The organism is Varibaculum sp. GTC20041 (genome assembly GCF_055387755.1).
Map to the genome: position 1 here is coordinate 2,024,134 of NZ_AP041144.1, position 16,106 is coordinate 2,040,239.

At 55.3% G+C, this 16,106-nt stretch carries 8 protein-coding genes; 3 read left to right on the forward strand and 5 right to left on the reverse strand.

Annotated elements, in window-relative coordinates:
* Positions 1–79 precede the first annotated feature (79 nt).
* The 3 genes from ACZ5BI_RS08870 (at position 80) to ACZ5BI_RS08880 (ending at position 3,432) form a co-directional block, all read left to right on the forward strand.
* Positions 80–940, forward strand: a complete 861-nt coding sequence (locus tag ACZ5BI_RS08870) for a fructosamine kinase family protein (protein WP_316087346.1) — start codon at positions 80–82, stop codon at positions 938–940.
* Positions 941–1,049: 109 nt separating this feature from the next.
* Complete coding sequence (locus ACZ5BI_RS08875) at positions 1,050–1,598, forward strand: hypothetical protein (protein WP_464896225.1); 549 nt, start codon at positions 1,050–1,052, stop codon at positions 1,596–1,598.
* 145 nt (positions 1,599–1,743) lie between these two features.
* Positions 1,744–3,432, forward strand: a complete 1,689-nt coding sequence (locus ACZ5BI_RS08880) for a S1C family serine protease (RefSeq protein ID WP_464896226.1) — start codon at positions 1,744–1,746, stop codon at positions 3,430–3,432.
* A gap of 58 nt (positions 3,433–3,490) precedes the next feature.
* Here the strand turns inward: ACZ5BI_RS08880 and ACZ5BI_RS08885 are convergent, their stop codons facing one another.
* The 5 genes from ACZ5BI_RS08885 to ACZ5BI_RS08905 all read right to left on the reverse strand — a co-directional run bounded on the left by ACZ5BI_RS08885 (position 3,491) and on the right by ACZ5BI_RS08905 (position 16,068).
* The gene (locus ACZ5BI_RS08885) at positions 3,491–4,594 is read right to left on the reverse strand and encodes a hypothetical protein (RefSeq protein ID WP_464896227.1); all 1,104 of its coding nucleotides are present in this window, start codon (positions 4,592–4,594) and stop codon (positions 3,491–3,493) included.
* A 178-nt stretch (positions 4,595–4,772) separates the two neighbouring features.
* Positions 4,773–8,672: a DNA-directed RNA polymerase subunit beta' gene (locus ACZ5BI_RS08890; RefSeq protein ID WP_464896801.1), complete on the reverse strand. Its 3,900-nt coding sequence runs from the start codon at positions 8,670–8,672 to the stop codon at positions 4,773–4,775.
* A gap of 27 nt (positions 8,673–8,699) precedes the next feature.
* On the reverse strand, positions 8,700–12,188 hold the full coding sequence (gene rpoB / locus ACZ5BI_RS08895; RefSeq protein ID WP_464896228.1) for a DNA-directed RNA polymerase subunit beta: 3,489 nt from the start codon (positions 12,186–12,188) through the stop codon (positions 8,700–8,702).
* 317 nt (positions 12,189–12,505) lie between these two features.
* Positions 12,506–14,386, reverse strand: coding sequence for a thiol reductant ABC exporter subunit CydC (gene cydC, locus ACZ5BI_RS08900; protein ID WP_464896229.1), 1,881 nt, complete (start codon positions 14,384–14,386; stop codon positions 12,506–12,508).
* Positions 14,383–16,068 carry an ABC transporter ATP-binding protein/permease gene (locus tag ACZ5BI_RS08905; protein WP_464896230.1) on the reverse strand — a complete coding sequence of 562 codons (1,686 nt, stop codon included), beginning with the start codon at positions 16,066–16,068 and terminating at the stop codon, positions 14,383–14,385. Before ACZ5BI_RS08905 ends, cydC begins: the two co-directional genes overlap by 4 nt.
* Positions 16,069–16,106 lie beyond the last annotated feature (38 nt).

Consider the following 16,106-nt stretch of genomic DNA (forward strand, 5'->3'; position numbering starts at 1 on the left):
AAGCCTAGACTGCCAGGCGTATTTCTCGCCAAATCTGGCGAGCTAGCCCACAATGGTAGCCAGCTGGCACAATGGGGGTATGAGTGAGCAGGTTTACCACAAGGTTGATAATCGCCATCCCGAGGCTCTGGAGCTTGAAGAACTGGGGCTAAAGTGGCTGGCGGAGCCCATGGATAAAGGCGGGGCGCACGTGGCGCGGGTTGCGGCTTCTGGTCGCGGGTTTTTAGACACCGAACTAATCCCCTCTACCGCTATCACCAGCGAGGCGGCGCGGGCATTCGGGGAGGCACTGGCGATTACCCATGCGGGGGGAGCGGATTGGTTTGGTCAGCCTCCTCTAGGCTATTCGGGCCCCGGCTACATGGGTCGCTCCCGCCTCGAATTAATTTATGAGGACGCCGGACAAAACTGGGGCGAGTTTTTCGCTGATCACCGGATTATGCCCAACCTGCCACCCGCCCTCGCCAATGGTTCGATCGATCCGGCCGGAGCGGCAGTTTTAGAACGGCTGGCCGAGCGTTTGCGGGACGGAATCTTCGATGTTCCCCAACCGGCTCTCGTAAAAACTAAGGCCGCCAGGATCCACGGTGACCTGTGGACCGGGAACGTAATGTGGGCGCCCTCGGGAGCTTTAAAGCGTTTTCCTGCCCTGGCAGGGCGAGGCGCTACCCCCGATCAAGCCCTGCCTTCAGTGGTGGGGGTGTTGATTGACCCGGCTCCTTCGGGCGGACATGCGGAGACTGATTTGGCGGCGCTGGGAGTATTCGGACAGCCCTACCTGGAGGAGATCTATCAGAGCTACAACCAGGTCTCTCCCCTAGCTTCCGGGTGGCAAGAACGTATCGGTTTGCATCAAATCCACATGTTGGCGGTACACGCTAACCTGTTCGGAGGATCTTACGGCCCCCACACTGTGCAGCTAGCTAGCCAATATCTGTAAAACCAGGCACCTCCCAAGGTAAAGTCGATGGTTTTTTGCTTACCGAAAAACGCGGGCACGATTTCGGGCGCGATCTTTGCGAAGCTGGCAAACGGGTTAGGCTAGTTTCATGAATCACATTGTTGCCTTAGTTATGGGAGTGCTACTGCTCGCCGGTTCGGCCTGGATTCGCCACGGGAGCGCGAGGACGCGTTTTTGGATCCCAAAACAAAAGAAAGATGTTTCTCGCTCCGGCATTCTGATTCTGGATGAACGGTGGGTATTAGTGTTCCTGCCGGCTCTGGGGTTATTCTTTTTGGCGATCGGAGCGACCCTGCCCGCAAACGCCACGCCGAAACCTGTCAACTACCTGCTACTGACAATCTGTTTAGTCAGCGCATTTATCGGCCTGGTAGGGATTATTTGGGGATTAACCAACCTGTATTATCCGGAGGGGCTGCGGCCAGCTTGGCTGCGCGCCTACTATCGCCAGCTAGGATTTGCGCCTTCCCGAGGTACTCGCCTGGCACCGGCCTGGTACCGCGAGCAGCTGCAAGATGATAATTTCGAGAATCCCCGCGAGAATCAAAAAGACCAAAACCAGATAGCCGCGGATGCGGAAAAACCGGAAAAATCTCGCCCCAGCCAGCAGAATCGTAAGAAACGGCGCCCCCGGTAAAACCGCAGACTGCGGCCGGTAGTTAGCTGACGGTAGCTCAATCAAAACCAAATTGGCATCCAGAAAACATCCAGAAAACATCCAGAGTGGGAACAGTTGCTGGTGTCAATATGGGGACACAATAGATAAGAGGAGATCGAGATTCATGACTAATAGCAATGATTCGACCCAACCCCAAAACGGTAATAACCCGATTGACGACTGGGAAATGGACGATTGGCAAAGCGCCGGCTGGCCCGGCGAAATCCCAGAACCTAGCGGCGACAGTTTTCCGCCGCTAAGCCCCGGGAACACCGGCAACTTTAATACCGCCGAGGCCGAGGAGGCGCGTCCCGAATTGACCGGCAGGATCACCGATATTCAACCTGGCACCCCAGCTGTTAGCGGCGAGGCGACCTCCTCGTACAGGGGGATCAGTCCCCAAACAGATCCAGCTTTCCCCACTGGGCAGACTGCTTCTGAGGATCGCTCCTCCCCTTACAGCTTCGGGGTTAACGACTCATCTCCCTCGCAAACCACCAGTTCCTTCGCTAATGACTTTGGCGGGCAACCGGCGGCAGATACCGCTGATTACCCCTACTCCCCCTCACCCCAGGGATCATTTTTACCCCCCGAACAGCCCGCTTGGGAACCATCCCCCATGCCGGCTAAACGCAAAGAAAAAACCAAACGTGGCCCAGGCTGGCTGGCAACTATCGCGATTGCGGTAGCCGCTGCCCTGTGTGTATGGCTGCTGCCTTCCGATTGGGGTTCACGTACTACCTCTCTGGGTAAATCTCCGGTGAAAGTGGCGACCGAGGCTCCGGTCACCCAAGCCAGCGCCAAGAACACCAACTGGGAGGCAGTAGCTAAAGCAGTCCAGCCCTCAGTGGTAGCGATCCAGGTAGCTTCCGGTAATTCTGGAGAGACCGGATCCGGGGTGATTTTTGATGAGGCCGGACACGTGATTACCAACTACCACGTAGTAGCCTCCGCGATTTCGGGCAACGCAAAAGTCCAGATCGAGCTATTTAACGGGAAAATCTATGACGCGAAAGTTTTAGGTTCCGATGCTTCTACCGATTTGGCGGTACTAGAGTTCGTGAGTCCTCCCAAGGATTTACAGATGGCAGCGCTCGGTAGTTCCACCGGTTTGCGGGTAGCTCAGCCAGTAGCGGCCATTGGTTCACCGCTAGGACTAGAAAACACCGTTACTACCGGAATTATTTCTGCCCTCGACCGTCCAGTAGTAGTCACCCAATCATCAGAATCAGAAGGTTCGGGGATACAGATTCCCGGCCTGAATGACCGTTCCGGTGCTGGCCAGCAGGTAGTTACTAACGCTATCCAAGTCGATGCCGCGATCAACCCCGGTAACTCTGGCGGCCCCCTTTTCGATGCCTCCGGGAAGGTTATTGGGATTACTTCCTCGATCGCCTCCCTAGGATCCTCCAGTGGCGGTCAGGCGGGCTCGATTGGGATTGGTTTCGCGATTCCGGTGAATCTAGTTCGTAACGTTGCCGACCAGATCATTACTTCCGGAAAAGTTACTCACGCGATGTTGGGAGTCACGATCGACACCGCGGTTGCCAAGATCGGGGGCGAGTCCCGGATGGGAGCGCGGGTTTCCACGGTAGTTCGCGGCTCGGGCGCTGATCGCGCCGGCTTAAAGGAAGGCGATTTGATTACCAAGATCGATGACTTCCAGGTGGGATCCGGAGTGGCGCTAACTGGCTATGTACGCTGGTACAACCCCGGAGACAAAGTTAAACTCACGGTGCTACGCCAAGATGGCACCCATGAGATTGAAGCCGAACTGGGAGCACAAACTAGCGATAGGAAGTTTAGACGCTAGCTAATGACAAAAGTTGAGCCCGCCGGGTTTACGGCGGGCTCAACTTATATATAGAACTCTAGGAGAAGATGGAGCGGAAGAATCCGCCGAACCAAGAGAATACTCGCACGAAAAATACCCGCACTTTCACTACAAAGCTATCGGAGTCATCGCCTTGCTCATCCGGCTGGGTCGTCGGCTCTGGTACCGCAGTAGGCGGCTCATCCGGAAGCGGAGCCTCCGTAAAGGTAGGTTCCGGGGTAGTAGGTTCTACGCTCGGCTGCGGATCCGTGGTGGGCTCGGGAGCCGGAGTAGTCGGATCCGGGGTTGGCTGGGGTTCCTCAGTAGTTGGATCCGGGGTTGGCTGCGCAGTTTCACTGGGAACCTCCGGCTGAGTCGGTTCGCTCGTAGGTTCGCTGGTGGGCTCTTCGCTGGGTTCAGCAGTTTCACTAGGATCTGGATCCGCAGTCGGCTCGGGTGCCTCGGTTGTCGGATCCTCGCTGGGCTGAGGTGCCTCCGTAGTGGGATCCGGTGTCGGTTCAGCCGGTTCCGATCCCGCCGGGTATCCGAGATGCTTTTCCAAACCCTGCAATGCCAAGGAAACGTCAGCATCACTAATCGGGTTTTTGAAGTCTTTAACTCCCGCCATGCCGGCGGCCATTAAATCGCCTTTACAGGTGTGGTCGAGACCCAAAAGATGCCCGATTTCGTGGGCAACTGTAGAAACCTGAGTCAGCCAACCGCTACGGTCAAGACGCAGATACAGCAGCCGCTGCGCGGCATAGGCAGTACCGATCGCTTTGCCCTCGGAATAGGGCGAATCAATTACCCGCACCGGGCGGTTAGCCATCGAGTCCACGTATTTAAACTTGATTTTCCCACCGCTACGTTCGGTCCACATCTTGGTGGCGGCGTCAATCGCCGGCCGGAACTTTGTGTCCCCCAGATACAGTGACAAAGTATAAGAATCAGCGCTGGTAGCCCCAATCAAGAAGGTATCTATATTGGTGATGGGTTGCCCTTTAGCTACCTGATTATGCATTACCCGGCATTCGCGTACCGTAGGAGTGCGGTCCGCCGCCTGCACGTTCTGGCTGCCTGAGACTGCAAATAGTCCCCCTAGTGCCAGACCCACCATCGTTAAGGTGGCTACCAAAATGTTCTTTTTTCGACTCATACTCATACTGAAATCTTACCAATCGGTAAGATTAAAGCAAGGTGATAATCTCATTTTTATTGCGAACTTGGTCATAACTGACTGTTGGTCTAGTTCTATACTCTAAACCCCCAGCTAAAAGCCACGGGGGCTTGCCTAGCTCAATACGCTAGGCAAGCCCCCGGAAGGAACTCAACTATTTAGATTAGAGATTCAGACCAAAAGAATCTTCGAAATTAATGCCCGCCAAAAAGTCGTCATCAATATCGGGAATCTTAAAGTCATCAGCAGACCAACCCATCTTGGCCATCGCTTCCTCAGTAGGCTCCACACTAGCATCACGGAACATCGACAGACCGGTACCAGCCGGAATCAGCTTACCGATAATCACGTTCTCCTTCAGGCCTACCAGCGGATCCTTCTTCGCCGCCATCGCGGCATCAGTTAGCACCTTCGTAGTCTCCTGGAAGGAAGCTGCCGACAACCAAGAATCGGTAGCCAGCGATGCCTTGGTAATCCCCATCAGTTCCGGACGAGCCGCAGCTGGCTCTCCGCCCTCGGAAACTACCTTGCGGTTAATCGAGCGGAACCGAATCGAATCCACCAAAGTACCCGGCAACAGGTCAGTGTCGCCCGACTTCAGCACGGTTACCCGCCGCAACATCTGGCGCACAATCACTTCAATATGCTTGGAGTGAATATCTACGCCCTGCGAACGGTAAACCTCTTGCACCTCGTTGACCAGCTGTTTTTGGGTGGAGTTAACGCCCAAAATCCGCAGTACCTTCTTCGGATCTAGACGACCCTCAGTCAGCTGCTCGCCTACCTCTACATGGTCACCATCAGAAATAATCAGCTTCATCCGGCGCGGAGCGTCAATAATCAGATCATCTTGACCATCATCACGCACCACTACCAAATGGCGCGGTTCACCCGGTTCATCAACCACCTTGACGCGCCCGGCGGCCTCGGTAATCAAAGCTTCACCCTTGGGGGTACGAGCCTCGAATAGCTCCTGTACACGCGGCAAACCCTGAGTAATATCAGCAGCGCCCGCGGCACCACCGGTGTGGAAGGTACGCATCGTCAGCTGGGTACCGGGCTCCCCAATCGACTGGGCAGCAATAATCCCCACGGCCTCGCCAATATCAACCCGTTTACCGGTAGCCAGTGAACGTCCGTAACAAGACGCACAAGTGCCGGCTTCGGACTCACAGGTCAAAACGGAACGCACCGGAATCTCGGTGACTCCCGCCTCGATCAAAACGTCAATCTCGGCGTCACCCACATCGGTACCCTTCGCAAACACCAAGTTGCCGTCCTTATCGGTAACGTCCTTAGACAAGGTACGACCATAGGCGGTGGTCTCTACGATATCCAGCTTGTAAACCTGGCCGTTTTCACCGGCCTTACCAATGGGCAGTACCAGGCCGCGGCGAGTACCACAGTCCTGTTCGCGCACAATAACGTCCTGAGAAACGTCCACCAGACGACGGGTCAAATAACCCGAGTCTGCCGTACGCAACGCGGTATCAGCCAAACCTTTACGAGCACCGTGAGTAGCAATGAAGTATTCGAGCACCGACAGACCGGAGCGATAGTTCGATTTAATCGGCTGCTCAATCAGCTTCTGCTTCGGGTCAGCCACCAGGCCACGCATACCGGAAATCTGCCGGATCTGATCCCAGTTACCACGAGCACCAGAAGAAACCATCCGGTTCACCTGGTTACGAGCCGGGAAGTTCTCCCGCATTGCCTCGGCAACTTTAGCCGTACATTCGGTCCACAAATCCACCAGTTCGTTGTAGCGATCCTGGGCGGTAATCAAACCGAGATCGGCGTCCTCTTGAACCTGGGTGGCCTTTTCGTCATACTCGGCTAGAATCTTCGCCTTAACTGGTGGTTCTACCACGTCAGCGAAACCGATAGTAGTACCCGACCAGGTTGCCCAGTGGAAACCGGTCTCTTTCAATGCATCCAAAGACGCCGCCACATTACCTTTGTCGTAACGTTCCGCCAAAGTGTTGACAATCCGGGACAGTCCTTTCTTATCAACCTGCTCGTTTACGAACGGGTAAGAAACCGGCAGCGCCTCGTTAAAGAAGCAACGCCCAATGGAGGTTTCAAACTCTACCGGATCGCCCTCTTCGAAGCCTTCCGGAGCCTGCCAATCCTTGGGCGGGACTGTGCCCGGCTCAAAACGGATCAACGCCTTAGCGTTAATGTCCAGGCGATTCTGGTCATAAGCCATAATGGCTTCACCCAGTGAAGAGAACTTGGGGGTAACCGGGTTTCCGTCCTCATCGGTCGGAACCGGTAGCGACGGATCGGGATCCGAAGTCAAGTGGTAAATACCAATCACCATGTCCTGGGAAGGCATAGTTACCGGGCGTCCATCAGCCGGCTTCAAAATGTTATTCGAAGACAGCATCAAAATCCGTGCCTCCGCTTGCGCTTCTGCGCCCAGCGGCAGGTGAACAGCCATCTGGTCACCATCGAAGTCCGCGTTGAACGCGCCACAAGCTAGCGGGTGCAACTGGATAGCTTTACCCTCAATCAGGATCGGCTCGAAAGCCTGAATACCGAGACGGTGCAAAGTAGGTGCACGGTTCAGCAACACCGGATGCTCGGTGATTACCTCATCGAGTACGTCCCACACCTGCGGACGCTGGCGCTCCACCATCCGCTTCGCGGCCTTAACGTTCTGAGCTTCCTGCCGCTCCACCAGCCGTTTCATTACGAACGGCTTGAACAGCTCCAAAGCCATCTGCTTAGGCAAACCGCACTGGTGCAGCCTGAGCTGCGGACCGACCACGATCACCGAACGACCAGAATAGTCAACCCGCTTACCCAGTAGGTTCTGACGGAAACGACCCTGCTTGCCCTTGAGCATATCGGACAGGGACTTCAGCGCGCGATTACCCGGGCCAGTCACCGGACGTCCGCGCCGACCATTATCGAACAGGGCATCCACCGATTCCTGCAGCATCCGCTTTTCGTTATTCACGATGATCTGGGGAGCACCCAAATCCAGCAGCCGCTTTAAACGGTTATTACGATTAATCACCCGGCGGTACAGATCGTTCAGATCCGAGGTCGCAAAGCGCCCTCCGTCTAGCTGCACCATCGGACGCAGATCCGGAGGAATCACCGGGATGCGATCTAGCACCATCGAATCCGGTTTATTCCCGGTCTGCAAGAAAGCAGAAACCACTTTCAGTCGTTTCAGGGCGCGAGTCTTGCGCTGACCGGTTCCGGTCTCCACTTCCTCTTTCAGCTTTTCAGCCTCAGCCTCTAAGTCAAAGTCCTGCAAGCGCTTTTGGACTGCTTGCGCGCCCTTATCGCCCTTAAAGTAAATGCCATAGCGCATCTCCAAGTCGCGGTAAAGCCGCTCGTCGCCCTCTAGGTCACCTACCTGCAGTTCTTTGAAGCGGGTGAATACCTCGTCCCGGCGAGTCAGCTCGCGATCGAGCTTGCGCCGCATTTGAGTGACCTCTTTATCGGCGGCTTTGCGGATCTTTTCCTTTTCAGCGTTCTTAGCATCCTTGGCTTCTAAGGCCGCCAAATCTTTTTCCAGTTTTTCCTGGCGAGCCATGATTTGCGCCTCGAAGCGTTCAGACAAACGCTGTTTTTCCAGGCTGAGCTCGTTTTCTAGATTCGGTAGATCCTGGTGACGCGCGTCCTCGTCGACCTCAGTAATCATATAGGCCGCGAAATAAATGACCTTCTCCAGGTCTTTCGGCGCGAGATCCAGCAGGTAACCCAAACGGGAGGGCACGCCCTTGAAATACCAAATATGGGTAACCGGGGCAGCCAACTCAATATGACCCATGCGTTCGCGGCGCACCTTCGAGCGAGTAACCTCTACCCCACAGCGTTCACAAACGATGCCCTTATAGCGCACCCGCTTGTATTTACCGCAAGCACATTCCCAATCCCGGGTAGGACCGAAAATGCGTTCACAGAACAGGCCATCCTTTTCCGGCTTCAGGGTGCGGTAGTTAATAGTTTCCGGCTTCTTGACTTCCCCGAATGACCATTCAGCCACGCCCTCGGCGGTCGCCATGCCGATATGTAGTTGATCGAATTTATTTGCATCCATAATCGACTCTTACCTTCTCTTCCCTGCTGCCTAGATTTCTTCCAAAGAAACATTGGGGTTTGGCCGCGAGCCAATATTGATCCCCAACTCTTCGCTGGCGCGCTCAGCACCGTCATCGTCTTCAGCCAGGGACACCACATTGTCTTCGGCGTCTAAGGCCTCCACATTCAGGCAGAGGGAGCGCATTTCTTGGATGAGGACGCGGAAAGATTCCGGAATGCCCGGCTGGGGAATATCCTCGCCTTTAACAATCGCCTCATAGACCTTCACGCGACCGGTAATATCATCCGATTTCACGGTGAGCAGTTCCTGTAGCGAATAGGCCGCACCATAGGCTTCCATCGCCCACACTTCCATCTCGCCGAAACGCTGCCCGCCGAACTGGGCTTTACCGCCCAAAGGCTGCTGCGTAATCATCGAGTAAGGACCGGTGGAACGAGCGTGAATCTTGTCATCTACCAGGTGGTGCAACTTCAGCATGTACTTGTAGCCCACCGAAATCGGGTAGGGGAACGGTTCACCGCTGCGCCCATCAAATAGTTGCGCTTTACCGTCCGCATTGATGAGGCGATCCCCATCCGCGTTCGGGCGGGTGCAACTGAGCAGACCGGTGAGCACGTCCTCTTCCACACCGTCGAATACCGGGGTGGCCACCTTTTGACCGGCGGGAGCCGATAGCCCTTCCTTGGGGAGTTTCTCAATCCACTTGGCGCCTTCTTCTGCCAGCAGGGAAGTATCCCAACCCTGGTGAGCAATCCAGCCCAAGTGGAACTCCAGAACCTGACCGATGTTCATACGACCAGGCACACCCATGGGGTTCAAAATAATGTCAACCGGGGTGCCGTCCTCTAGGAAAGGCATATCTTCGATCGGCAGAATCTTGGAAACCACACCTTTATTACCGTGACGACCAGCCATTTTATCGCCAATGGTGATCTTGCGGCGCTGCGCGACATATACGCGCACCATGTGTTTTACCCCGGGAGGTAGTTCGTCGTCTTCATCGTTAAACTCGCGAACCCCGATTACAATCCCGGTTTCGCCGTGCGGCACGCGCAGTGAAGTGTCCCGCACCTCGCGGGCTTTCTCACCGAAGATGGCGCGCAGCAGGCGCTCTTCACTGGTCAGCTCAGTTTCACCCTTCGGAGTTACTTTCCCGACCAAAATATCGCCAGCCTGTACCTCGGCACCGATACGGATAATACCGCGTTCGTCAAGGTCAGATAGGGCGTCCTCGGAAATATTAGGAATATCGCGAGTGATTTCTTCTAGACCCAGTTTGGTTTCGCGGGCATCGATTTCGTGTTCTTCGATATGGATCGAAGTGAGCACGTCGTCTTGGACTACCCGGCGGGACAGAATAATCGCGTCCTCGTAGTTGAGGCCTTCCCAAGACATGTAGGCAACCAGCAGGTTCTTACCCAAGGCCAGTTCGCCATGATCGGTTGCCGGGCCGTCAGCGATTAGATCCCCGACCTCTACCCGGTCACCGGCAGCCACCCGTACATGCTGGTTGTAGCAGTTACCGGGGTTGGAGCGGTGGAACTTGTCTAGGTTATAGGTGAAGTAGGAGCCGTCATCGCACATGAGCTGTACATGCGCCGCATCGGCTTCTACGACTACCCCGGCATGGTCGCTAACGATGGCTTCGCCCGCATCCATAGCGGTACGCCGTTCCATACCGGTACCCACTAGCGGAGCTTCGGTGGTCAGCAAGGGAACCGCTTGGCGCTGCATGTTGGCACCCATGAGGGCGCGGTTAGCGTCATCGTGTTCTAGGAACGGAATCAGGGCGGCAGCGACTGAAGTCATTTGCCGCGCCGAAACGTCCATGAAGTCTACTTCGTCGCGGTGCATTTCCTGGGGGTCTTCCCCGGCAATCCGGCACAGTACCAGCTCTTCGGCGAAAGAACCGTCATCATTTAGCGGAGCCGAAGCCTGGGCGATATTGTATCCGGCCTCTTCATCCGCGCTGAGGTAGTGAACCTCGTCGGTTACTTTCCCGTCTTTCACTACTCGATAGGGGGTTTCAATAAACCCGAAGGAGTTTAGGCGCGCATAGGTTGCCAGCGAGCCGATCAAACCAATGTTCGGGCCTTCCGGAGATTCGATCGGACACATCCGGCCATAGTGGGACGGGTGCACGTCACGAACTTCCATGCCTGCGCGGTCACGAGACAGACCGCCCGGACCTAGCGCGGACAGACGCCGCTTGTGGGTTAGCCCCGAAAGCGGGTTGTTTTGATCCATGAACTGGGACAGCTGCGAAGTACCAAAGAATTCTTTGATTGCGGCCACTACCGGACGGATGTTAATCAGCGACTGCGGGGTGATTGCCTCCGCGTCCTGAGTGGTCATGCGTTCGCGTACCACGCGTTCCATCCGGGAAAGCCCGGTACGAATCTGGGCTTGGATTAGTTCGCCAACTGCGCGAATCCGGCGGTTACCGAAATGGTCGATATCGTCGGTTTCTACCCGCACATCAATGATTTCGCCGTCCTCGTTGGTGGCCGACACCGTCTGGTCGCCTTTTTGCAGCGCCAATAGGTATTTGAAACCAGCGATAATATCGTCCAGCGTCAAAGTGGAGGCGTGGATATCACTGGTAAGACCCAGTTTCCGGTTGACCTTGTAGCGACCAACTTTGGCCAGGTCATAGCGCTTGGGGTTGAAGTAGAAGCCTTCAATCAGGTTACGACCGGCTTCTGCGCTAGCCGGCTCGCCGGGGCGGATCTTGCGGTAAATATCTGCCCGGGCATCATCGGTGGACTGAATGTTATCCGAATCCTTTTCCAAGGTGGAAAGCATGATCGGATAGTCTTTGAACTCTTCGCGGATTTCTTCCGCCGTCATACCCAGGGCACGCAGGAAAATGGTGCCGGACTGTTTGCGGCGCCGGTCAATACGGATGCCCACGTTTTCCCGTTTGTCGATCTCGAGCTCTAGCCAAGCTCCCCGGGAAGGAATGAACTTGCAGCCGTAGATGTCCTTGTCGGAAGTCTTATCGGCTACTTTTTCGAAATAGACGCCGGGCGAGCGCACCAGCTGGGAGACCACTACCCGCTCGGTACCGTTAATAATGAAGGTTGCCCGCGGGGTCATCAGCGGGAAATCCCCCATAAACACGGTCTGCGATTTGATCTCGCCAGTGTTTTCATTCATGTATTCCGCGGTCACGAAGATGGGAGCCGCATAGGTGTAATCCTTGGCTTTGCATTCTTCGATGGAATACTTGGGGGGCTCAAACTTGGGGTCGGAAAACGACAGCGACATGGAGCCAGCGAAGTCTTGGATCGGGGAAATTTCTTCAAAAACTTCCTCTAACCCAGACAGTACCGGATCGGTGCGATGGGTCGCTTGTGCTTTTTCTTCTGCACTCTCGCGCCACTGGGGGGTGCCTAAGAGCCATTCAAAAGATTTCCTTTGAATGTCGAGCAGATTCGGAGGGGCCATAACTTCCTGCAGTTTTGCAAACGACAGGCGAGAGGGCTTATTGGCGGATGCGGTTTCAGCAGCCAAAAGGATTCCTTTCGGACGACGTAACTTCGCGCGATTTTCTGGTTTCCGGCCCCTTCCAGGCGCTGGTTGTTCTTCCGATCGCCTTGCGCATTTTTAGGGCGAATCAACAGACCAGACCACATCGGGCTACGGCAAACGCAAGTATTAATGCTAGTTTGAAAGCGCTCATTATGCCACATGTCAGGCGAGGAAGTGCGCATTTTCACAGCTTTTTCCATTGTGGGCTGCTATCGGGCTAAGCGGGAGAAAAATACTATTTTTGAGGCTCCGCGTGGGGGCGCTGGCAGCGCGCTGTCCCCGGTTTTCGGGGTTCCGGTCTACAAGGTAAAGGCAGCTTCCTTTTCGTGGGCATATAGCTTCGCCAGTTCCCCTGCTTGCGCGAGCAACTGCTTCGGCTCTCCGGCTTCTGCCAGCTTGCCCCCAGAAAGCACCAGTACCTGGTCGGCTGCTTCTATTTGTCGCAGGGTGTGGGTGATCTCAATAATGGTGGCCCCAGGACGTATCTCCCGCACTCGGTGGCGGATCCGCTCCGCTAGTGCTGGTTCCAAATGGGCGGTGAACTCATCTAATACCAAGACCGGAGAATCGTTAAGTAACGCCCTCGCTAAAGAGAGCCTTTGCCGCTGTCCCCCTGATAACGCCCCACCATATCTGCCTACCCGAGTATTTAAACCTGCAGGTAAAGATGCAACTACCTGGTCTAGTTCTACGGTTTTTAACACTTGCCACAGCTGCTCCTCACTGGCGTCAGGGTTACCTAGCCGCAAATTCTCGGCAATCGAGGCAGAAAAAATGTGAATCCGCTGGGTAACCAGAGGAATCGCGCGGCGAATAGCCTGCGGATCTAGCTGCGGCAACGGGCAATCTCCCAGCAAGATCTGACCGCTATCAACATCCCAGTAGCGCAGCAGTAACCTCGCCAGGGTGGATTTTCCGCTCCCAGTAGCGCCACAGATAGCAGCCCAGGAACCGGCGGGAATAGTAAAGGAAATATCTTGCAGGGCTTCCCCAGAGGATATTCGCTGCCCGCTTTGGGGATAGGTAAAAGACACGTCCTCGAAAATAATCGGGCAAGGCTGCGCGGGCGGATTCTTTCCGCCGCTAGCTACCTGCGGAGCCGAGTTCGCGACCTGCCAAACCCGGCGGGCGGCAGCGAAGGTGTTATCCAGGTGGGTAGAAAAATCTTCCACCCCGCGACATACTTCCCAAGAACGCATTACCGCAAAGGTGGCGGCCAGAGCGGCCGGAATCGCGGTCAAATCGGCTGGCGAAGGCATTCCCACCCAGATGACCGCCAGCGCCGCTAGGTACATTCCGCTTTGGCTCAGCGCCCGGCGCAAAGCCTGCAGCGAAGTCAAAGGGCGCGCGCAGGCTCCCACAATCGACATATAGCGCTCAAGTTGGGTAGTGCGCGCCCGCTGCAAACCGTAGCCGGTTACCTCGCTAATCCCGTTTACCGAGTCGGTCACCGATTGGGCAACTTGCCCCTGAGCTTTCCCCACTGCATCCGCAGCCCGGTTGCCTTCCCCGCCCCCTAGCAGCATTAAGCACAACAAAGTCACCAGGTAAACCAGGAATAATAAAACGCCGCTAAGGGGAGAAACCAAAAATCCGGCCAGAATCGAGACCGCGAGGGGGATAACCAGAGCGCTAAATGCAGGAACCAAGGTGTGCGCAAAAAACACTTCGATACGATCAATATCGGCGGTGATCCGCGTCAGCAAATCCCCGCTTTTAGCCCCCACCATACAAGCCGGAGATTGCGGCACCAGGCGCTTAAACATTTCTTGCCGCAAAATCTCTAGCGCTTTAAAGGCCACATAGTGTCCGGCGAACTGTTCTAGGTAACGGAAGACTGCTTTCAGTAACGCTAAAACCGCCATCACCCCTACGCTCACCCACAGGTAAGCCGAAGTCAACGCGGTGCCGCCAGTGATTTGTACGACTGCCGCGCAGATACGGTAAACCCCAAAAGTAATCAGCGCGATACCGAAAGCCTGATCTAGCAGGCGTGCCACCGCCGATAAATATAGGGGTTTAAGCACGGGGCGAGCCAGCTGCAATAGCCAGTTGATCAATTGGCGGGTTCCCACTGCTGGCGCACTAGCGTCCTCCCTGGTTTTTTCCGGTGGACGCGGATTTTCACCGTCCTCTTTAGCCGGGCGCAGGTACTTTATCAGCTCTGGTAGCTTCTTCACCGCATAACCTCCTTTAAAGCGCCATCTTGGAGGTACAGCACGCGGTCAGCAAACTCCAGGGCGCTGGCACGATGGGTGAGCAGCACGATAGTTTTTTCTTTCGCGACTTCCGCGAGTGCCTGGGTAATCGCCGCCTCGGACTCTAAATCTATCTGTGAAGTTGGCTCATCCAGCAGTAGTAACTCTCGCTGGGACAATAGTGCCCGGGCTAAAGATAAGCGCTGGGCTTGCCCTCCCGATAGGGCATAGCCGTCTTCGCCTACCGGGGTATCTAGTCCTTGCGCGAAAGCGCGAACTTCTGCGGCCAGTCCCACTTTTTCCAAGCACTCCCATAGGCGCTCTTCGCTGGCGCGGGGAGTTACCATCATCAGGTTGGAGCGGATCGTACCCGTGAAAATCCAGGTGTGCTGTTGCACTAGCGCCGATTGGTCAGCAAACCAGGCGCTACTGTTAGCGTCGAGGGCGCGTCCCTGTAGATAATAGGTACCTTGGCTGGGTAAAAGGTTACCTTTAAGCACTTCAATCAGGGTGGATTTTCCGGCTCCGGAAGGGCCGCAAATTGCCACCCATTCTCCTGGTTTTATTTCTAGATCCAGGTTTTGGAGGACGGGATCGCCCTCGGAATAAGCAAATGTCAGATCCTGTAGCGAGAGGAAAGAATCAGACTGGTGCGGCGTTACCGGTGTTTTATCGGAGCTGTCGTCCCCGCCTTGACCCTGGGTGGGGGCTTTGCCACTTAAAAAGGCGCGTACTAGACGTTGATTCGCCATTCCCGCCATTCCCACGTAGAAGAAGGATCCGATTTTGTTCATCGGCTCTAGGAGCAGCAACGTTAACCCCACCATGGAAACCACCGGAGCGATCACCGTAATATCGCTGCCCCACGCACCATTAATTACCTTCCACAGGGTGAGCGCAAACCCGGTGGTAAGGAGCAAAAGATTGAATCCCAGGTCAATGACCAGCAAGATTAGTTGGTTGGCAGCCAGCAGTCGCATAGTGGAAAGCCGGTTTTCTTCCCCTATCTGGGCTAGTTGCTGACCTTTTGAGTCAGCGGCTCCCAGCAGCGTCAAGGTTTCTAAACCTGAAAGCGCATCCAGGTAGGAGGCCGCGAGCTGATTACGCCGCCGCCGCGAGCTGCTCGAAACTTTCCGGGTCAGTTTCGAAAAACCAAAAACAATTGCCGGCACTAGCGGCACAAACCCCAGTAACACCAAGGCACACCAAGGGTCGACAAACAAGGCCATTATCGAAAGCACCAGTAACGGACTCACCATCGCCCCGATCATGGAGCCTAGGAAAGCCTGGCGGTAGCGCTGAATTTTCTCCGTACCGGAGGTCATCATATCGATTAGGGATCCGGCGCTCCGGGAAGCTAATACCCCCGATCCTTGCCGGAAAAAATCTAGCAGCAGCCGAGACTGCAAAGCTTGCTGTTCTTTATAAATAGAATGTTGCTCGATACTAATCCGGGTGGCTTCACATCCCCCCAGCATCACAGCCACAAAGATTAGCCCGCCCAATATACCCAAAAGACTCTTCCCGGAAAATGCGTGCGACAAGGCGTAACCTAGCAAAACTATGAAACCGGCCGCCAACGCCACCGAGATCAAGGTGAGGATCACACTAGCAATAATCGCGACTGTCCCCGCCGGACGGGAAAGTGACAGTTTTTTCGCCATATGATCCTCTAGCTCAGTGGTTTGCTTGGCTTTACTTT

Coding starts and splice junctions, on each gene's coding strand:
- ACZ5BI_RS08875 (WP_464896225.1), top strand. CDS start 1,050: ATGAATCACATTGTTGCCTTAGTTATGGGAGTGCTACTGCTCGCCGGT.
- ACZ5BI_RS08880 (WP_464896226.1), top strand. CDS start 1,744: ATGACTAATAGCAATGATTCGACCCAACCCCAAAACGGTAATAACCCG.
- ACZ5BI_RS08905 (WP_464896230.1), bottom strand. CDS start 16,068: ATGGCGAAAAAACTGTCACTTTCCCGTCCGGCGGGGACAGTCGCGATT.
- ACZ5BI_RS08870 (WP_316087346.1), top strand. CDS start 80: ATGAGTGAGCAGGTTTACCACAAGGTTGATAATCGCCATCCCGAGGCT.
- ACZ5BI_RS08885 (WP_464896227.1), bottom strand. CDS start 4,594: ATGAGTATGAGTCGAAAAAAGAACATTTTGGTAGCCACCTTAACGATG.